General features: G+C 63.7%; 18 protein-coding genes. 11 read left to right on the forward strand and 7 right to left on the reverse strand.

Going from position 1 to position 17,608, the window contains the following annotated elements; all coding sequences use genetic code 11:
* Positions 1-312 precede the first annotated feature (312 nt).
* The 3 genes from F6X40_RS37055 to F6X40_RS37065 form a co-directional block, all read right to left on the reverse strand.
* Complete coding sequence (locus F6X40_RS37055; RefSeq protein ID WP_187631290.1) at positions 313-1,605, reverse strand: SUMF1/EgtB/PvdO family nonheme iron enzyme; 1,293 nt, start codon at positions 1,603-1,605, stop codon at positions 313-315.
* A gap of 114 nt (positions 1,606-1,719) precedes the next feature.
* Positions 1,720-2,487, reverse strand: a complete 768-nt coding sequence (locus F6X40_RS37060; RefSeq protein ID WP_184063305.1) for a helix-turn-helix domain-containing protein — start codon at positions 2,485-2,487, stop codon at positions 1,720-1,722.
* Positions 2,488-2,708: 221 nt separating this feature from the next.
* Entirely contained in the window at positions 2,709-3,176 is a 468-nt protein-coding gene (locus F6X40_RS37065; protein ID WP_090807329.1) for a universal stress protein, read from the reverse strand.
* Between the two features lie 281 nt (positions 3,177-3,457).
* Here F6X40_RS37065 and F6X40_RS37070 point away from each other — a divergent pair, with 281 nt between their 5' ends.
* Positions 3,458-4,147 carry a FadR/GntR family transcriptional regulator gene (locus F6X40_RS37070; RefSeq protein ID WP_184063300.1) on the forward strand — a complete coding sequence of 230 codons (690 nt, stop codon included), beginning with the start codon at positions 3,458-3,460 and terminating at the stop codon, positions 4,145-4,147.
* A gap of 55 nt (positions 4,148-4,202) precedes the next feature.
* Here the strand turns inward: F6X40_RS37070 and F6X40_RS37075 are convergent, their stop codons facing one another.
* Complete coding sequence (locus tag F6X40_RS37075; RefSeq protein WP_090807325.1) at positions 4,203-4,796, reverse strand: acyl-homoserine-lactone synthase; 594 nt, start codon at positions 4,794-4,796, stop codon at positions 4,203-4,205.
* Positions 4,797-4,952: 156 nt separating this feature from the next.
* On the opposite strand from F6X40_RS37075, the gene F6X40_RS37080 reads away from it, so the two are divergent.
* Entirely contained in the window at positions 4,953-5,270 is a 318-nt protein-coding gene (locus F6X40_RS37080) for a hypothetical protein (RefSeq protein ID WP_013092374.1), read from the forward strand.
* Here F6X40_RS37080 and F6X40_RS37085 read toward each other — a convergent pair.
* A complete protein-coding gene (locus F6X40_RS37085; protein ID WP_187631291.1) occupies positions 5,254-5,958 on the reverse strand; it encodes a helix-turn-helix transcriptional regulator in 705 nt (234 codons plus the stop codon). The genes F6X40_RS37080 and F6X40_RS37085 overlap by 17 nt on opposite strands.
* A 574-nt stretch (positions 5,959-6,532) precedes the next feature.
* Between F6X40_RS37085 and F6X40_RS37090 the strand changes: the two genes are divergently transcribed.
* From F6X40_RS37090 to araD, 7 genes are all read left to right on the forward strand, one after another.
* Positions 6,533-7,522, forward strand: a complete 990-nt coding sequence (locus F6X40_RS37090; protein ID WP_187631292.1) for a dihydrodipicolinate synthase family protein — start codon at positions 6,533-6,535, stop codon at positions 7,520-7,522.
* Entirely contained in the window at positions 7,519-8,463 is a 945-nt protein-coding gene (locus F6X40_RS37095) for an SMP-30/gluconolactonase/LRE family protein (RefSeq protein ID WP_187631293.1), read from the forward strand. The genes F6X40_RS37090 and F6X40_RS37095 overlap by 4 nt, the downstream gene beginning before the upstream one ends.
* 248 nt (positions 8,464-8,711) lie before the next feature.
* Positions 8,712-9,881, forward strand: coding sequence for an ABC transporter substrate-binding protein (locus F6X40_RS37100; protein ID WP_187631294.1), 1,170 nt, complete (start codon positions 8,712-8,714; stop codon positions 9,879-9,881).
* 170 nt (positions 9,882-10,051) lie between these two features.
* A complete protein-coding gene (locus tag F6X40_RS37105) occupies positions 10,052-11,131 on the forward strand; it encodes an ABC transporter ATP-binding protein (protein ID WP_184063287.1) in 1,080 nt (359 codons plus the stop codon).
* On the forward strand, positions 11,128-12,015 hold the full coding sequence (locus F6X40_RS37110) for an ABC transporter permease (RefSeq protein WP_018423602.1): 888 nt from the start codon (positions 11,128-11,130) through the stop codon (positions 12,013-12,015). Before F6X40_RS37105 ends, F6X40_RS37110 begins: the two co-directional genes overlap by 4 nt.
* On the forward strand, positions 12,015-12,956 hold the full coding sequence (locus tag F6X40_RS37115) for an ABC transporter permease (protein WP_187631295.1): 942 nt from the start codon (positions 12,015-12,017) through the stop codon (positions 12,954-12,956). The genes F6X40_RS37110 and F6X40_RS37115 overlap by 1 nt, the downstream gene beginning before the upstream one ends.
* A 31-nt stretch (positions 12,957-12,987) precedes the next feature.
* Positions 12,988-14,724: an L-arabinonate dehydratase gene (gene araD, locus F6X40_RS37120; RefSeq protein WP_184024813.1), complete on the forward strand. Its 1,737-nt coding sequence runs from the start codon at positions 12,988-12,990 to the stop codon at positions 14,722-14,724.
* Positions 14,725-14,727: 3 nt separating this feature from the next.
* On the opposite strand, the gene F6X40_RS37125 is transcribed toward araD, so the two are convergent.
* Both F6X40_RS37125 and F6X40_RS37130 read right to left on the reverse strand, forming a co-directional pair.
* Positions 14,728-15,333: a short chain dehydrogenase gene (locus tag F6X40_RS37125; RefSeq protein ID WP_187631296.1), complete on the reverse strand. Its 606-nt coding sequence runs from the start codon at positions 15,331-15,333 to the stop codon at positions 14,728-14,730.
* Between the two features lie 143 nt (positions 15,334-15,476).
* Positions 15,477-15,929, reverse strand: a complete 453-nt coding sequence (locus F6X40_RS37130) for a DUF3005 domain-containing protein (protein WP_187631297.1) — start codon at positions 15,927-15,929, stop codon at positions 15,477-15,479.
* 330 nt (positions 15,930-16,259) lie between these two features.
* On the opposite strand from F6X40_RS37130, the gene F6X40_RS37135 reads away from it, so the two are divergent.
* Both F6X40_RS37135 and epsC read left to right on the forward strand, forming a co-directional pair.
* Positions 16,260-16,493, forward strand: a complete 234-nt coding sequence (locus tag F6X40_RS37135; RefSeq protein WP_013092363.1) for a hypothetical protein — start codon at positions 16,260-16,262, stop codon at positions 16,491-16,493.
* A gap of 147 nt (positions 16,494-16,640) precedes the next feature.
* Positions 16,641-17,567, forward strand: coding sequence for a serine O-acetyltransferase EpsC (epsC, locus tag F6X40_RS37140; RefSeq protein ID WP_187631298.1), 927 nt, complete (start codon positions 16,641-16,643; stop codon positions 17,565-17,567).
* The last annotated feature ends 41 nt before the right edge of the window (positions 17,568-17,608 follow it).

Genomic DNA, 17,608 nt, shown 5'->3' on the forward strand with positions numbered 1-17,608 from the left:
CGCTTCGTTGACAGATCCAGACCAAGACCAAGTTGCGTCATCACACTGCTCCTCAACTAATTCGCTCTGTTTCCAGGATAGCTCAGCAGCAACGCAATGCCAGGACTTTTGCAGACCTTCCTTAACATTTTGGCACGATCCGATGCAGAGATCCGCCTGTTCCATTTCGTGCGAGACTATTTTTAGTGCATGACGAAGCTAAGCGTCGTCGTGAGGATAAATTAAAGCGTTTGCTGAAACAATAAAGCATTTCGTGAAAAAATTTGCATTAAAGCGGAAGCTGGATTTTGTCTTCATCTTCTGCTTTATTCCTCAACCCCGCACACACCGAAACCCGGCATACACATACTGATAATGCGGCTGAAACCAGTTGCGAAATTCCGGCCGCAGCATGCACAGCGCGGTACGCGCCGAACCGCCCTTCAGCACGTAGTGCTGCCCATCGAAGAAGTTGGCCGAATAGCCGGGATAGAACGGAAACGCTTCGAAGCCCGGCAGCGCTTCGAAAAGCGTCGAGGTCCATTCCCAGCCGTTGCCGAACTGACCTTCCGCGCCGAACGTGCTGACGTTGTCCGGATGCGCGTCGACGGGCCGTGGATCCCAACTGCGGAAATCGAAGTTCCCCGATGCCGCTTGAGGCGCACCGTGCGCCGCGCGTTGCCATTGCGCCTCGGTCGGCAGGGTTTTGCCGGCCCAGCGCGCGTAGGCGCTCGCTTCGGCGTGGCTCACGTAGACGGGCCAGTCGAGCGGCAAGGGCACGTCGTCGAACATCGTGCGCAGCGTCCATGCGGGGCGACCGTCTTGCGCCGTGCGTTGCGACCAGCCAGCGGGATGCTCGATGCGCTCCGCTTCCTTCCATGCCCAGTCCTTCGGCGACCACCACTTCGGCTCGCGATAACCGCCGTCTTCGATGAACCCGAGGAACGCACCGTTCGTGACCATGTATCGATCGATCTCGAACGCGGGCACGTCCACGCTCATTTCGCCGAACTCATTATCCCAGCCGAAGCGGCCGGCCTCGCGCGGCATGCCGAGCACGGCCGTGCCGGCCGGCACGCTGACCATCGTCGACAACGCGTCGCGCTGCTCATCGCTCGTCACCACCGGCTCGCGCAACGCGGTGTTCTTCTGCGCGAGAGGCAACTGGTGGAGCATGTACGCGAGCGTTTCCGCATGCATCAACCGATGCTCGATCGCGACGTTCAGCAGCTGCACGGCCGCCTCGTCGTGCGCCGCGCTGCCGAGTTCGTCGAGCGCGGTGTCGATCTGCCGGCGCGCGCGCGTCGCATACTCGCGCACGGCGGCGAGCGACGGCCAATCGCCGGGTTGATCGGTGGGAAAGCCGCCGTCTACCGGATCGATGCCGAAGGCGAACAACTGGTCGAGTTCCGGCGCGAAAGCCGGCAGATCGAACAGACGCTGGTCGAGCAGATTGCGATCGAACGCTTCGAGATGGCCGATGTAGAACACGACGCGGTGACGCTCGCGGATTGGCCGTTCATAGAGGTAGTCGGGTTTGACGATCGCAAACAGGTCGTCGGTGACTTGACGCGCGTCGAGCAGGCGCTGCACGAGCGGATGATGCGGGACAGGGTCGCGATTCATTGGGGCCGGGTCTCCATGCAACACGGTTGCCGTGGGGGGACGGTCTGAAAACTCTACCCGCTCGCAGGCGGCGTGCCAAGACTAACAGCGCGACCGTCTAGGCCACTCTGGCCGCTAGATCTGCCGCAAGCCTTCGAGATCGACGATGTGAATGTGCTTGCCTCGCGTGTCGATCAGGCCGCGTTTTTGAAATCTTGACAGGGTACGGCTGACCGTTTCGAGCGTCATGCCGAGGTAGCTGCCCATGTCCTCGCGCGTCATTCGCAGATTGAATTCCGACCACGAGTAGCCGCGCTGCGCATTGCGCTGTGACACGTCCAGCAGGAAGGCGGCGACGCGTTCGTCGGCGGACAGCGAGCCGAGCACCATCATCTGCGCGGCTTCGCTGACGATCTGCGCGCCCAGTAGCTTGTGCATGCGCTCCTGGATCGAACTGATTTCGCGACACAGCAGCTTCAGCGCGCTATATGGAACGATGCACACCGTGCTGTCTTCCAGCGCGACGGCGCTGCACGCATGGACGTCCGCGCTGATGCCGTCGAGCCCGAGCGGCTCGCCGGCCAGACGCAGCCCGGTGACCTGCTCGCGGCCGACGCGGTGGACCATCACAGTCTTCATCGAGCCGGAGCGCACCGCGTAGATATTGTCGAAGCGGTCGCCGCTGCGATACAGCGCTTCGCCGCGCGGCACCGAGCGCGCCGAACAGATCAGCGTTTCGAGCTTCGGCAGTTCCTCCGCCGACAGCCCCTGCGGCATGCAGATCTCACGCATCGAACAGCTGGAGCAGCGCGCGGCGGTACGTGCGGCTGCGCGTGCCGCCACGGCCTCGCGGTTGCCGGCGGAGCGGGTCGAGGAACGGGTCACAGCAGTAGGATTGAGCATGTTCGATTATTGGTAGTGGTGAAATTGTCCCACCCGCTATGACCCGCAACTGGCGGCAAAGTGACACGTTCGCTGCTCGGCAGTCCGAGCAACGGCGGTGCTCTGACGAAGGTGAGAAGGTGAGCCGCCGCGGCCTATATCGACGTCGCCCGTCGACGGGTAGCGTGGCTCGATTCCGGCAAGGCAGGGCGTGGCGTGCCGCCCTGCGCCTGATGAAAGAGTCAGGCGGGTTCCTTGTCGGTGCCCGCGGCGGACGGTACCAGCAGAACCGGAAGAGTGGCCTGGCGCACGCAGCGTTCAGCGACGCTGCCGAGAATCAGCCGCTGAAAGCCACGCCGGCCGTGCGTGCCCATCACGAGCAGGTCGGCGTTGAATTCGGCGGCGGCCTGCAGCACGATCTCGGCGACATCGCCGAGCGACGAAGCCTCGGAGACCGCCGGGTCGCCCTTCACACCTTGCTCGGCCATCACTTTCGAAAACTCGGCACGCAGCTCCTGGCCTTCCTCGATCAGGCGGTTGCGCAGGATCGACGGATCGTAGCCGGGCGCCTCGAAGTACATCGGCGTGTTTTCGACGACATAAAATGGCCGCAACACCGCGCCATTCGATTTGGCGAGATCGAGCGCCGCTTCGAACGCACGGCGTGAGGTATTGCTGCCGTCGACCGCTACAAGGATGCGTGTGTACATATCGGCTCCGCGTCAAAAATGCGTCTGCCACATTGCTAACCGCGGCAGGTTTATTGATCTTTTATACCAATGAAGCTTAGATGATTGCCCGAAAAGATGCACCGGACCAGGATGTAAATCAAACACTTGCCAAATATTCCGGCGCGGCGCGGACAAAATGGCGGGCGCGGCGGCGTGCGCGAAGCGGCCTGGCATGCTTACAACCCGTAAAACTTTGCTGAAGCCGAAACAGGGTTGGCCTTACAATCAAGCCATATTCAGACAAGCTGGCCAGTCCGCTGATGAACGATCGAAAAACCAAGGGCTTACCCGAGCAGATCTACGGCGACATTCTCAACCGCATCCTCGAAGGCGAGTACAAGGAAGGCGAGCGATTGCCGACCGAGCACGCGCTGGCGGAGCGTTTCGCCACGTCCCGACCGACCGTGCGCGAAGCGCTCGCGCGATTGCGGGCCGACGGCATCATCTCGACGCGGCACGGCTCTGGCACGACCGTCGCGCGGCGCCCCGATCCGGACGTACGCCGCTTCGCGCCGCTCGAAACGCTGTCCGATATCCGCCGCTGCTATGAGTTTCGCATCGTGACCGAGGCGGGCGCGGCCGCGCAGGCAGCGCTGAAGGCCGACGCCGACGACATCGCCGCGATCCAGCACGCGTGGGACGAGCTCGAGCGCATCATCGAGGCGCAGGGGATCGGCGCGAAGGATGATTTCCTGTTTCATCAGGCGGTCGCGCGCGCGTCGAAGAATCCGTTTTTCATCACGGTGATGTCGTTCATCGAGGAACAGATCCTGTTCAGCATGAACCTGTCGCGCAATCTGTCGCTCGTCAAGACGGTGGAGCGGCAGCGGCTGGTGCAGGCCGAACACATGGCGGTGCTCGACGCAATCCGCCGCAAGGACGCGGCGGGCGCGGGGGCCGCAATGCGCGCGCATCTCGAGAACGCGCTGGAACGGATGTTCGGTTCCTGAGTCCGCGCGCGGGTGAAGGCGGCGCGACTTTTGTCAGGCCGCGCTTCGGCGCGGCTCAAGCAGCGACGGCGACCGGCCCGAACAGCGAGGTCAGCGTTTTCGCGCTCACCGCGACGTCGAGCGCGACGGCCCGCTCGATGCCAATCTGCAGCGGCGGCCCGAGCCGGCTGATGTCGAGGCCGGCTCGGCGCAGCATCCTCTCGATCGGCGTGGTGGTCACCGTGACGTAATGCGTGATGCCCATGCGCTGCGCGAAGCGCATCACTTCCTGAATTGCGCGGATTGTCATATCCGTGAAACCAAACGACTGTTCCTCACCGCCGGTTTCGATCGCCCAGCGGCTCAGTTCCCAGATATGTCGCCCGACCGGCGCGGCCGCGCCATGCAATAGCTGCGGGAAGGTGTCTTTCAGCATGTTCGGACCTTCGGTCGGCATCAGGCGCCAACAGCCGCGCAACCGTTCGTCTTCGCCCTGAATCAGCATGTAGTACGGCCCGAGCGCGTCGTAGCCGTCGATCTCCATTCCCGCGATGGTCGGAATCTCCCAGCCGAGCCGGCCGTGAAAGACACGGGCGCGCAAGCGGTACATCTCGTTGATCAGTTCGTTGTCGAATTCCTGCCGGAGTCCAATTCGGATCGTGGTTTGCATGACGTTCTCCTGTACGCGTTGGGGGGCTGCCAGATACGCAGGAAAACTTATGCATTCTGAATCTTTGCGCCACCTACCTACCTGGATAGGTGTGGATGCTTATCGGGTATATCAGAATTCAGACTCGTCTCCGCCCCCAACCTACAAGGCTCCAAAATGGAACTCCTCGACAATCACTGGCAACCGCAAACCCACCTCCAGGCGCGTCCTTCGGAGGTCTCTTCGGCAGTGGATCGGGTTCTGATCATTGCCTATCGGAAGAAGAAAAAAGAGAGCCAGCGCCGTTTCTGGGCTCGCTTCGGCGTCACGCAATCGCGCGGCAGCCGCTTCGAGTCGGGCGCGGAGATCCCGGCGCCGGTGTCGATCCTGCTGGGTCTGTACTTCATGAAGACCGTGTCGGACGCCGATCTGGGTCGCGCCGAGCGTGTGATGTACAGCCGCGACGCGGCCGCGCTGCTCAACCCGGGTCAATAAGCCCAAGCTGCGCCGCGATCACGGCTGCCGCACGCCGCGAATTCACGCCGAATTTCGCCCTGATGTTTTTCATATGGAAGTTCACCACCGCTTCCGAGCAACTCAGGATGTGAGATATCTCCCACGTGGATTTGCCGCGTGCGGTCCATTTCAGACATTCTCGCTCGCGCGGCGTGAGCTTCGGCATCAAGGTCTGCGCATGTGAATTCAGATGCTGTTTGCTGGTGTCGATCACCAGGTCGCGCAACAGCACGAGGTTCGGCAACGCGGCGTTTACATGGCGCCTGAACCCGTCTGACGGCTTGTCGTCATTGACGAAGCACATCATGCCGGCCTCCAGATTCGGCCCATGAATTGGCAGCGTCACGCCCGCGCCGAGGCCGTACGAGCGAGCTTCCTCATACAGGGATTGCTGCGCCGGGCTGGCGAAAATCTCGGGCGTCCAGACCAGCGGCGATGAGCGTGACAGGCAGTGTGCGACCGTCGGATCGATATGCGCCATGCCTTGCTCGTCGTACGTCTGGCGCCATGCCGGTGCGTAAGTGCTGCGCAGGTAAGCGTCCTCGAGACGCATGGTTGGCCGCGGCAGCATCGCGACCAGAATCTTGTCGAAGCCCCACGTTTCGGCAAAGCCCGTAATCACGCCGAACCATTCCGCCTCGTCGGCGGCGTCCAGTAGCGGTGCCATCTGCTCGATAAAGTGTAGCGACAATTTTTGGCTCTCTCAGGCTCGCAAACATCCCGTTCGCGGTTATTGGCAGACAAACTTCGGTCCGCTCTTTTGGTCCGCATAATCTATCACTAAAAACTCGAACGCAATGCGCCGGTGCTCCGCGGGGTAAACGATAGCCGCCACGTGATAGCAACGCCGGCGTCGCCTATTATTATGCTGATTGAAATAAATCTTTAACCCGGCCGGGCTTCTCGGGTGCGCGGCGCGGCTAATCGGCATCCGGTGACAGATTTTAATATGTTTCGTTGACAGCATTATTTCGTCGCGCTTTAAAATAAATCGTATTTACTCGATTATCTGGGAAAGCGGGTTATTGCTCGCGGTGTCCTTTTGCCAAAAAAAGCCTGCGCCGATTCCGCTGGCTGCGGGCCCGCTTCATTGTTATACAAAAGGAAATTTCGTGATCGGCTCCCGCGCAATTCGCCGCCGACGGCATTCTGGGCGATCGTCACGCGCAGGTTGTTTGACAACATTGTGATGCCGATGCTACCGTGAAACCTCCGCCTGGCGCGTTTCCGCGTCAACCATCATGAACGAATCACCGCTTAGCGACGGCGAGTTCGCCGCGTCGGTCATGGCCGTGCCGCCGCTCGCGCGCCGGACCGACTACACGCTCGACCCTGCCCAGAATCTCGCGCTGATCCGCCATATCGAAGCGGGCGGCGTACGCACGCTGCTGTATGGCGGCAATGCGAACCTTTATCACGTCGCGGTCAGCGAATACCGCGAGTTGCTGGACCTGCTCGCCGAGGCCGCGGGTCCCGGGACACGGGTGATTCCGGCGCTGGGTCCCGACTACGGCAAGATGCTCGATCAGGCGCGCATCCTCGCGCAGACGCGTTACCGCACGGCGATGGTGCTGCCGCTCGGCGGCTTCACGACGCCCGAGGGCGTCGAGACGGGCCTCACGCGGATCGCCGACACGGCCGGCATGCCGCTCACGCTGTATATCAAGAGCGAAAACTACGTCGCTGTCGGTACGCTCGCGCGGCTCGTCGAGCGTGGGACGCTGAGCGCGGTCAAGTATGCGATCCCGCGCGACAACCCCGCTGACGATCCGTATCTGCGCCGGCTGCTGCAACGCGTGCCGGCCGCGAAGATCGTATCGGGCATGGGCGAGCGGCCGGCGCTCGTGCATCTGCGCGAGTTCGGGCTCGCAGCGTGGACGACCGGAAGCGGCTGTATCGCGCCGAGCATGGTGATGGCGCTGCTGCGCGCGGTGCAAAGCGGCCGGAGCGCCGATAGCGCTGGTAGCGCCGATCACGACACCGCCCAACGTCTGCACGATGCGTTCATGCCGCTCGAAACGCTGCGCAACGACATCTCGCTGATCCGCGTGCTGCACGATGCAATCACGTTCACGGGCCTCGCCGACATGGGGCCGCTGCAGCCGCTGCTCAGTTCGACACCGCGCGAGCATCATGCGAAGATCGCGCAGACCGCGCGCACGCTGCTCGCTCTCGAGCGCGAGTTCGCGGCCACCCAATCGAACCGCTCCGACACGCAGACAACCCCATGACCGATCACAGCCGACGCTATCCCGATCCCTCCATCCGTGTGTTCGATCCGCGCTTCAAGTCGTTGATCATCGCGTCGGCGTCGGTCGAATGCTTGCATCAGGGCACGCGCTGGTCGGAGGGGCCGGTGTGGTTCGGCGATGGCCGCTATCTGCTGTGGAGCGACATTCCGAACGACCGCATCCTGCGCTGGGACGAAACGACGGGCGCGGTCAGCACGTTCCGTCAATCGTCGAACAATGCGAACGGCCATACGCGCGATCGCGAAGGGCGTCTCGTCAGTTGCGAGCACCTGACGCGGCGTGTGACGCGCACCGAGTACGACGGCTCGATCACCGTGCTCGCCGATCGCTATCAGGGCAAGCGCTTCAATTCGCCGAACGACGTGGTCGTCAAATCGGACGGCTCGATCTGGTTTACCGACCCGACCTTCGGCATCGAAGGTTTCTACGAGGGCGAGCAGCAGCAGTCCGAGCTGAAGGCGTGCGTGTATCGGATCGACGGCCAGTCGGGCGAGGTGTCGATGGTCATCGACGACGTGCTCGCCCCGAACGGTCTCGCGTTCTCGCCGGACGAATCGCTGCTGTACGTGGTCCAATCGCGCGGCGAGCCGCGCAAGATCCGCGTATTCGATGTCGAGGCCAATGGCAAAGGCACGACGCTGTCGAACAACCGCATGCTGATCGACGCGGGTCCGGGCACTCCGGACGGTTTTCGTGTCGACACGCATGGCAACTTGTGGTGCGGGTGGGGCATGGGCACCGACGAGCTCGACGGCGTGCGCGTGTTCAGCTCGCAAGGCGAGCCGCTCGGCCACATCGCATTGCCAGAGCGTTGCGCGAACGTTTGCTTCGGCGGACGGCATCGCAACCGTCTGTTCATGGCGGCGAGCCACGGGTTGTATTCGCTGTTCGTCAATACGCAGGGCGTGCGCGGAGGTTGAGCAGTTGTCCGCTAACCGGACCACATGTATTGCTATCGCGGCGAGGGCTCGGGTTTGCCCTTAACCCGCGGTGCCGGGCATTGAACGACAAGGATTTCAGGTTAAACGAGCCATTTTCTCGCCCGACTCACACTCTCGACTATTTGCTTGACATCGGCTGTTGCGCTTCGCTATGTTCCCTTGGTAGAAAGACACCGCCCGCAACGCATCGACCAGCGGGCTTCCATACCAAGAAGCGAGGAGACGCAATGACTGTTTCGCACAGGTTGTCGTTCAAGCTGGTATCCGTCTGTATCGCCGCGAGCGCGGCGTTCACCCTTGCCGCGCACGCGGCCGATCCGGTCACGATCAATATCGTCGACGTGGCCGGCGATCTTCAACTCACGCAGAAGGGCTTCGAGGCGTTCAAGGCGAAGAATCCGAATCTCGTCGCGAACATCACGTTCACGAACGCGCCCGCGCCGCAATTGCCCGGCAAGATCAAGGCGATGCAGGCCGCGGGCCGCTCCGACATCGACCTCGTTTTGACCGGCACCGACGCGCTCGCGGCCGGCATCGAACAGAACCTGTGGATCAAGCTGCTGCCCGACAACGCGGCGCAGTTCCCCGGCGTGCTCGACAAGTACGCGCCGGGCCCGCGCAAGATGCAGGATCTCGCGCAAGGCTACGGGCTCGAGGTCGCGTATATGCCGGCTGGTCCGCTGCTCGAATACAACCCGGCGAAGGTCAGCGAGCCGCCGAAGACACCCGAGCAACTGCTGCAATGGTGCAAGGCCCACCCCGACAAGCTGATCTACGCGCGGCCGGCCAATTCCGGTCCTGGCCGCACGTTCCTGATGGGCTTGCCCTACGTGCTCGGCGACAAGGACCCGCAGGACCCCGTGCACGGCTGGGACAAGACGTGGGCGTTCCTGAAGCAGTTGAACGACTGCATACCGTACTATCCGGGCGGCACCTCGGCGGTGATGAAGGAACTGGGCGAAGGCACGCGCGACATGACCGTGACCGTGACCGGCTGGGACATCAATCCGCGCGCGCTCGGCATCGTGCCGGCCGAATTCCGCGTACAACCGTTCGACAACATGACGTGGGTCAACGACGCGCACTACATGGTGGTCCCGAAGGGCGTGCCGAAGGAAAAGCTCGACGTGCTGTACAAGATGATGAACTTCATGCTGGAGCCCGCGCAGCAGGCGCTGACCTACGACGACGGCTACTTCTATCCTGGCCCCGCGATCAAGGGCGTCTCAGTCGAGCAGGCGCCCGCGCATAGCCAGGAGGTGCTGCAAAAGTATGGCCGGCCCGAATACGCGAAGTTGTTGGCCGATCGTCCGCATGCTTTGCCGCTGAATGCAGCAGCGATGGTCGCCGCCTTCAGGAAGTGGGATAGCGACATCGGCGCGCAGAAGACCCGTTAGGCCTTCTCCATTGCGACGGAAAACGAGGCGAAACGCAGCGCGGCGTGAGGTACCGCCGCGCTGCATGTTTTCAGCGATCACGCGCCTCGGCTTAACTGCCTGATGCGCCGCGCCCACCGCACGCGCGGCGCTCGCGACATCCGTCGCCTCACGCGGATCAGGAAACCGCCATGAAGCATCACTTTGAGCAGTTGCGGCTCGATTCGGTGAGCCGCAGTTTCACCAACGCGCAAGGCCACGCGATCGCCGCGCTGCAGGGTCTCGATCTGACGATCCGGCGCGGCGAGTTCATCGCGCTGCTGGGGCCGTCGGGTTGTGGCAAATCGACGGCGCTGAACTGCATCGCCGGATTGCAGCCGCTCACCGGCGGCGGCATCTGGCTCGACGAGCGGCGCATCGACGTGCTGCCGCCGGAAAAGCGCGGCTTCGGCATGGTGTTCCAGAACTACGCGCTGTTCCCGCATATGAGCGTGCTGGAGAACGTCGGCTTCGGGCTGAAAATGCGCGGCGTCGGCAGAAGCGAGATCGCGCGCCGCGCACGCGAGGCCTTGAAACTGGTGCAACTGACGGGGCATGAGCACAAGCTGCCCGGCCAATTGTCCGGTGGCCAGCAGCAGCGTGTCGCGATCGCGCGTGCGATCGTGATCGAGCCGCCGCTGATCCTGATGGACGAGCCGCTGTCGAATCTCGATACGAAGCTGCGCATCGAAATGCGCGCGGAAATTCGCCGCATCCATACGCAGCTCGAACGCGCGACGCTGTACGTGACGCATGATCAGGACGAAGCGCTGTCGATGGCCGATCGCATCGTCGTGATGAGGGAGGGTGTCGTGCAGCAGGTCGCGAGGCCGAAGGAGGTCTATACGCGGCCGCGCAATCTGCATGTCGCGCGCTTCATGGGTTATCGCAATGTCGCCGAGTTCACGCTGGAGGGTATGCAAGGCGATGGCGTCGTGGTCAGTGCCAACGGCGTGCGGCTCATCGGTACGCCGATGGCCGGCTTCGACGGCAAACGCGTGAGTGTCGCGCTGCGCCCCGAAGACATGGAGCGCGCCGAGCCCGGCGCCGCCAACGCGTTCGAGGCGCTGATCGACGCGGTCGAGTATGGCGGCCACGATTCGCTGCTGCGCGTGAAGTCCGCGTTCGGCGACGTATGGGCGCGCGTGACCGGTGAATGCGCGGAGGGCGAGCGCATCACGCTGCGCGTGCGGCCGTCGTGCGTGCTCGTCTACGACGCCGAGGCCGCATGAACACGCCGACGCTTGTCCCCCCGCTTACGTCCCGCGCGCCGCGCGATGCCAAGGCCTGGCTCGTCGCGCCCGCGCTGCTCTTTATCGTCGCGCTGTTCATCTATCCGTTCGCGTATGGTCTCGCGCTGTCGTTCCGGCCGATGAACGGCGGCGGCGTGTGGGCCAACTATCTGACGTTCTTTACCGACACGTCGATGTGGCCGACGATTCTCGTTACGCTGAAGCTGTCGGTGCCGGCCACGCTGATCAACGTCGGCGTGTCGGTGCCAGTCGCGTTCGCGCTGCGCCGCTACTCGCGGTATCAGAAGATCGTCACGACGCTGTTGGTGATCCCGGTGACGCTCGGCACCGTGCTGATCGCCGACGGCATGCTCACGTACTTCGGTCCGCACGGCTGGCTGCCGCAGGCGTTGCAGGCGCTGCATCTGTACACCCAAGAGGTGCGGCTCACGCACAACTTCACGGGCGTGCTGCTGTCGCTGATCGTGTCGGGCTTTCCGTTCGCGTTTCTGCTGACGCTGTCGTACGTGACCGGCATCGACCCGACGCTCGCAAGCGCGGCCGCGACGCTCGGCGCGAGTCCGTGGCAGCAGTTTCGCCGCATCTATCTGCCGCTGCTCGTGCCGGGGCTCACGATGGCCGCGTGTCTGTCGTTCGTGCAGGCGTTCTCGGTGTTTCCGTCGGCGGTGCTGCTCGGCGCGCCCGCGGGTCCGACGCGCGTGATGTCGATTGCCGCGGCCGAAGCCGCGTTCGAGAGCTACGACTATTCGCTCGCATCGGCGATCGCGATGGTGATGGGCTTCGTGCAACTGCTGGTGGTCGCCGCGCTGCTCGGCGCGCGCCGCTGGTTCTATCGTGGTCCCGTAACGGGAGGCAAAGGCTGATGACGACCGATCGTCGCGCGACGCAGCCCGACTGGTCCGCGTCCACCTCCGCTTGCGCGGCGCCTCAGCCGGGCGACGGCGCCCGCGAGCCAGCGCAACATGCGCGTCAGCGCGCGAATCTGCCGGGCCGCATCTGGCAGGTGCTGGTGTGGGCCGTGATGGCGTTCTTCCTGATCAACGTCGTGCTGCTGATTGCGACCGTCGCGGTGAATTCGATCGCGACGCGCTGGTTCGGCACCGCGTTGCCGCAAGGCTTCACGCTGCACTGGTATGCGCAGGCCTGGAGCGACTTCCAGCTCGCGAGCGTGCTGTGGGTGACCGTGCAGGTGGTCGGCGCGGTCGTGTTGCTGTCGGTGCTGCTCGGCGTGCCGGCTGCGTATGCGCTCGCGCGCGTGCAATTCCGCGGCAAGCGCCTTGCGATGCTGATCTTTCTGCTGCCGTTGATGGTGCCGCCCGTCACCTACGGCATTCCGATGGCGACCGCGATGTACAAGGTCGGACTCGCCGGCACGCTATGGGGCGTGATTCTTGCGAATCTCGTACCGGCGCTGCCGTTCGTGATTCTGGTGATGACGCCGTTCATCGAGCAGATCGATCCGAATCTCGAAGCGGCCGCGCGCATTTTCGGCGCGAATACGTTCCGCTATTTCCGGTACGTGCTGCTGCCGCTGCTCGTGCCGGGCATGCTGGCGGCGGGGCTGCTCGTGCTGGTGCGCACGATCGGCATGTTCGAGCTGACGTTTTTTACGGCCGGTCCGGCCACGCAAACGCTGGTGGTCGCGTTGTATTACGCTGTGTTTTCGACCGGCGTGCGCGCGCCGCAATCGATCGATGCGATGGCGATGATCTATATGGCGATCACGTTGGTCTGGGTGCTGATCGCACTACAATTCGTGAGCCCGACGCAGATCGTGTCCCGCGTGAAAGAACAGAGGCGCTGACGCATGGTCGGCGCCAATCGTGGAGTAGACGTTGACGAAGAGAAAGACCCCTGAGGAATTGCGTAGTCATCGCTGGTACGGCGCGAACGATCTGCGTTCGTTCGGCCACCGCTCGCGCACCGCGCAGATGGGCTACAACCGCGACGAATACGCGGGCAAGCCGGTCATCGCGATTCTGAACACGTGGAGCGAGATCAATCCGTGCCACACGCATTTCAAGCAGCGCGTCGAGGAAGTGAAACGCGGCATCTGGCAGGCCGGCGGCTTTCCGATCGAGCTGCCTGTGCAGACGCTGTCCGAGCCGTTCCAGAAGCCCACCACGATGCTGTACCGCAATTTCCTCGCGATGGAAGCCGAGGAGATGCTGCGCTCGTATCCCGCCGACGGCGTCGTGTTGATGGGCGGCTGCGACAAGACCACGCCCGCTTTGTTGATGGGCGCGATCTCGATGGATCTGCCCGCCATCTTTCTGCCTGCCGGCCCGATGCTGCGCGGCAACTGGAACGGCGTGACGCTCGGCTCGGGTTCCGACTCGTGGCGCTACTGGGCCGAACTGCGCGCGGGCACGCTGACGCCGGACGACTGGCAGGGCGTCGAGGGTGGCATCGCGCGCTCGCCCGGTCACTGCATGACGATGGGCACCGCATCGACGATGACGAGCGCGGCCGAAGCGCTGGGCTTCACGCTGCCCGGCTTCGCGTCGATTCCCGCGCCCGATTCGCGGCATGCGCAGATGGCCGCGAAAACCGGCATGCGTATCGTCGAGATGGTGTGGGAGGATCTGAAGCCGTCGGACCTGATCACGGCGGCATCGGTCGATAACGCGGTGACGACTTGTGTCGCGCTGTCCGGGTCGACCAATTCGGTCGTGCATATGATCGCGCTGGCACGGCGCGCGGGCATCGAGTTGACGCTCGACCGCTTCGACGAGATCGCGCGCCGCACGCCCGTGCTCGCGAACATCAGACCGACCGGCGCCTATCTGATGGAGGACTTTTTCTACGCGGGCGGTTTGCGCGGGCTGCTCGCGGAACTGGGCGAACTGATCGACGGCTCGCAGAAAACCGTGAACGGCCGCACCCTCGGCGAGAACCTTGCCGGCGCGCGCATTTTCAACGACGACGTGATCCGCCGCCGCACGAATCCGCTACTGCGCGACAGCAGCCTCGCGGTGCTGCGCGGCAATCTCGCGCCCGACGGCGCCGTGATCAAGCCGGGCGCGGCCGAGCCGCATCTGCTCGTGCATACGGGCCGTGCGGTCGTGTTCAGCGACTACGACGACATGGCCGCGCGCATCGACGACGACGCGCTCGACATCGACGAAAGCTGCGTGCTCGTGCTGCAGCACGCGGGGCCGGTCGGCGCGGGCATGCCCGAATGGGGTCAACTGCCGATTCCGCGCAAGCTGCTGCAAAAGGGCGTGCGCGACATGGTGCGCATCTCTGACGCGCGGATGAGCGGCACGAGCTATGGCGCGTGCGTGCTGCACGCGGCGCCCGAGGCATTCGTCGGCGGGCCGCTGGCGTTGGTGCGAAGCGGCGATCTGATCGAGCTCGATGTGCCGCGCCGCAGGCTGAATCTGCTGGTATCGGACGAAGAACTCGCGCGCCGCAAGGCCGCGTGGGTCAAACCCGCTGCGCGCTTCGAGCGCGGCTATGGCGCCCTGCATCAGGCGCACGTGATGCAGGCGGATCAAGGCTGCGATTTCGACTTCCTGCAGCGTGGCGGCGTGAGTCCCGATAGCTCGGGCGAGCCGGAGATTCACTGAGGTTCAATACCCCACGCGATACACGCGCCCCGTCTGCGCGCCTTCCACACTGCGCAGATAAGCAAGCGCCGCGCGTTGCGCGCTGACGGGCTCGAAGCCGCGAAAGAACGGCGCGTAAGCCTCCATCGACTCGGTCAGCACGGTCGGACTCACCACGTTGATGCGCAGCCCGCGCGGCAGTTCGATCGCGGCGCCGCGCACGAAGCCCTCGAGCGCGAGATTGACGGTCGTCGCGCTCGCTCCCTGCGGGATCGGCTCGTCGCCCAGAATGCCGCTCGTCAGCGTGAACGATCCGCCGTCGTTCATATACGGCAGCGCCGCGAACACGACGTTGATCTGGCCCATCAGCTTGTCGCGCAGCCCGACCCGGAACTGCTCGATGCTCATCTGCTCCAGCGGACCGAAATGCACCTTGCCGGTCGCGGTGACGACGCCGTCCACCTTGCCGATGTCGCGAAACAGCCGCTCGACGCTCGCCGGGTCCGTGCTATCGACGTGATATTGCCCGCGCGTCGCGCCCACCTCGATCACTTCGTGACGCGCCTTCAGCTCCGCGCGGATCGCCTGGCCGAGCGTGCCCGTGGCACCGATGACGACGATTCTTTTCATCCGCAACTCCGTTAAACGAACCCACGTTAAACAAAGCAAAGCACGCACCAGAATAAAACAGTGCGTGCTGCGTGATTGCCTGATAAATCGGAATAAACCCGGTAATTCAAACGCGCGCGTCTAAAGGGATGATACGCGCGCGCCTATTTCACCCGATGTAATTCGATTACGCGCGCAGGCCGCAAATGATTGAGCGCATAGTGAATGCGGCCACGATCGTGGCGCTGTCCGACCGGACGCGGGTCGTCGTACTGATGGTCGGCCGAGTAGACGGCGAGCGGCTCGGCCATGCCCTTGTCGATCACCGAGTAGCCCGGCTCGAGCGCGAGCAGCAGGTGGTTGCCGCCGACCCTGCTGTCAAAGCCGGCCATGCCATCGAGCGACTCGGGCACGCTGTTGTCGAGCGTCGCATTGCTGGTCGTGACCGCGTCGGGCGAGATCGCGCCGTGGCCTGCCAGACGGGCTGCTTCGCGGTTCTTGCCGTCGGTGTCGACCGTGCTGTCGTGCGTGCGGTCGTTGTGCAGGTCCGTGCTTCGTGGGTCCTTCGGGTCCGGTTTCGTACCGGCGTTTTCGGGTTTGCTGATCGCGCTGTTCATCGTGCATTCTCCTGAAGCAGACATTCGAAGAAAAGAGCAAAAGCCGTTCCGACTGACACGGCGCCGCGGTGCGCGAGAGTCGCGATGCGTTGTCCGCCATCCTTCGATGCGAGTGGCGTTGCCTCGCGATTGAATGGCGATGACGTCCGCGATTCATTTGGTTTTTTTCAATGGACGCGTATTTTCTACAGAGTATGATCTTACTCCTGCGACCGACGCGCGGATAAATTGGCGGCATGCTCCGGCTGTTCCAGCATGGTCGGAAAAAACTAACAAACAAATGGCCGCGCGACTGAGAAAATGTTACGGGGCTTCAGGGGCGGGTGACTCATGCACTTCGATGCTGCATTCACACATCGCGGCTATCTTCTGAATTGCGAACCGGCGCGCTCGGGCGACGGCTCCTGGCAACCGTATGTGGTGATCTCGCGCTCGAGCGACGGCGAACTGGTCGCTAACCGTTTCTTTCCCACGGAACTGCGCTTCTCCGACGAAGCCGCTGCCATCGCGCACGCGCGCGATTGGGCAGTGCGCTGGATCGACGCGAGCAGTCTGACTATCTGAAGTCAGGGAACGATGCGTGCGTGCCAGCGCACGTCGACGCAATGAATCCGAGCCGACCCGCGCGCTGCCGGGCGGGCACCGTTAAAACGCGGTAATCTCTGCTCGATAACCACTTCGAACCGTGCACGCCGCACGGCGCCGTCCCTTATGCCCAACGAGCCTTCCCATAACTGGGGCCTTGAACAGATCGTCGCCGACCTGCGCGCCTCGCGCGAGCAATTGCATCGCACGCGGCATCCGCTCGGCATTCGCGAATTGCCATCGCGCGAAGCGGTGGTCAATATCGTGGCCGGTCTGCGCGCCGCGATGTTTCCGACGCATTACGGCGCGCCCGATCTAACCGACGAAACGGTCGACTACTACGTCGGCCACACGCTCGAAAGCACGTTGCGGCTGCTCGCCGAACAGATTCGCCGCGCGCTGCGCTTCCTGACCGAGTTCGGCGAGACGCCGGACGCCGAGTTGCGGGAGCGCGCGTTCGCGGTGGCGCGCGAGTTCGCGACGCAGCTGGCGGGCATACGCGCGCTGCTCGTCAGCGACATCCAGGCTGCGTACACCGGCGACCCCGCCGCGCAGCACATCACCGAAATCCTGCTGTGCTATCCGGGCGTGTGGGCGATGACGCATCATCGGCTCGCGCATGCGCTGCATCGGCTCGGCGTGCCGCTGCTCGCGCGCTTCATCAACGAGATCGCGCACTCGGCGACCGGCATCGACATTCACCCGGGCGCGACGATCGGGCCGAGCTTCTTCATCGATCACGGCACCGGCGTGGTGATCGGCGAGACAGCGATCATCGGCGAGCGCGTGCGCGTGTACCAGGCGGTCACGCTCGGCGCGAAGAGCTTCGCGGCCGATGAGGACGGCACGCTGATCAAGGGCAACGCCCGGCATCCGATCGTCGAGGACGATGTCGTGATCTACGCGGGCGCGACGATTCTCGGACGCGTGACGATCGGGCGCGGGTCGGTGATCGGCGGCAACGTGTGGCTCACGCATAGCGTGCCGCCGGGCAGCAGCGTATCGCAAGGCAAGGTCCGCGAAGGAGAGCGCACCGACAACGGACGGCAATGATGCACGGCTAGCCGCCGCGCCCGCACGTCGGGCCGATAGCA

This window comes from Paraburkholderia sp. UCT31, from assembly GCF_014397655.1.
Taxonomy (GTDB): Bacteria; Pseudomonadota; Gammaproteobacteria; order Burkholderiales; family Burkholderiaceae; genus Paraburkholderia; species Paraburkholderia tuberum.

Excerpts from the sequence above, each read along its gene's own strand:
- F6X40_RS37055 (WP_187631290.1), bottom strand. The coding sequence starts at position 1,605 with ATGAATCGCGACCCTGTCCCGCATCATCCGCTCGTGCAGCGCCTGCTC.
- F6X40_RS37060 (WP_184063305.1), bottom strand. The coding sequence starts at position 2,487 with ATGCTCAATCCTACTGCTGTGACCCGTTCCTCGACCCGCTCCGCCGGC.
- F6X40_RS37065 (WP_090807329.1), bottom strand. The coding sequence starts at position 3,176 with ATGTACACACGCATCCTTGTAGCGGTCGACGGCAGCAATACCTCACGC.
- F6X40_RS37070 (WP_184063300.1), top strand. The coding sequence starts at position 3,458 with ATGAACGATCGAAAAACCAAGGGCTTACCCGAGCAGATCTACGGCGAC.
- F6X40_RS37075 (WP_090807325.1), bottom strand. The coding sequence starts at position 4,796 with ATGCAAACCACGATCCGAATTGGACTCCGGCAGGAATTCGACAACGAA.
- F6X40_RS37080 (WP_013092374.1), top strand. The coding sequence starts at position 4,953 with ATGGAACTCCTCGACAATCACTGGCAACCGCAAACCCACCTCCAGGCG.
- F6X40_RS37085 (WP_187631291.1), bottom strand. The coding sequence starts at position 5,958 with ATGGCACCGCTACTGGACGCCGCCGACGAGGCGGAATGGTTCGGCGTG.
- F6X40_RS37090 (WP_187631292.1), top strand. The coding sequence starts at position 6,533 with ATGAACGAATCACCGCTTAGCGACGGCGAGTTCGCCGCGTCGGTCATG.
- F6X40_RS37095 (WP_187631293.1), top strand. The coding sequence starts at position 7,519 with ATGACCGATCACAGCCGACGCTATCCCGATCCCTCCATCCGTGTGTTC.
- F6X40_RS37100 (WP_187631294.1), top strand. The coding sequence starts at position 8,712 with ATGACTGTTTCGCACAGGTTGTCGTTCAAGCTGGTATCCGTCTGTATC.
- F6X40_RS37105 (WP_184063287.1), top strand. The coding sequence starts at position 10,052 with ATGAAGCATCACTTTGAGCAGTTGCGGCTCGATTCGGTGAGCCGCAGT.
- F6X40_RS37110 (WP_018423602.1), top strand. The coding sequence starts at position 11,128 with ATGAACACGCCGACGCTTGTCCCCCCGCTTACGTCCCGCGCGCCGCGC.
- F6X40_RS37115 (WP_187631295.1), top strand. The coding sequence starts at position 12,015 with ATGACGACCGATCGTCGCGCGACGCAGCCCGACTGGTCCGCGTCCACC.
- F6X40_RS37125 (WP_187631296.1), bottom strand. The coding sequence starts at position 15,333 with ATGAAAAGAATCGTCGTCATCGGTGCCACGGGCACGCTCGGCCAGGCG.
- F6X40_RS37130 (WP_187631297.1), bottom strand. The coding sequence starts at position 15,929 with ATGAACAGCGCGATCAGCAAACCCGAAAACGCCGGTACGAAACCGGAC.
- F6X40_RS37135 (WP_013092363.1), top strand. The coding sequence starts at position 16,260 with ATGCACTTCGATGCTGCATTCACACATCGCGGCTATCTTCTGAATTGC.
- epsC (WP_187631298.1), top strand. The coding sequence starts at position 16,641 with ATGCCCAACGAGCCTTCCCATAACTGGGGCCTTGAACAGATCGTCGCC.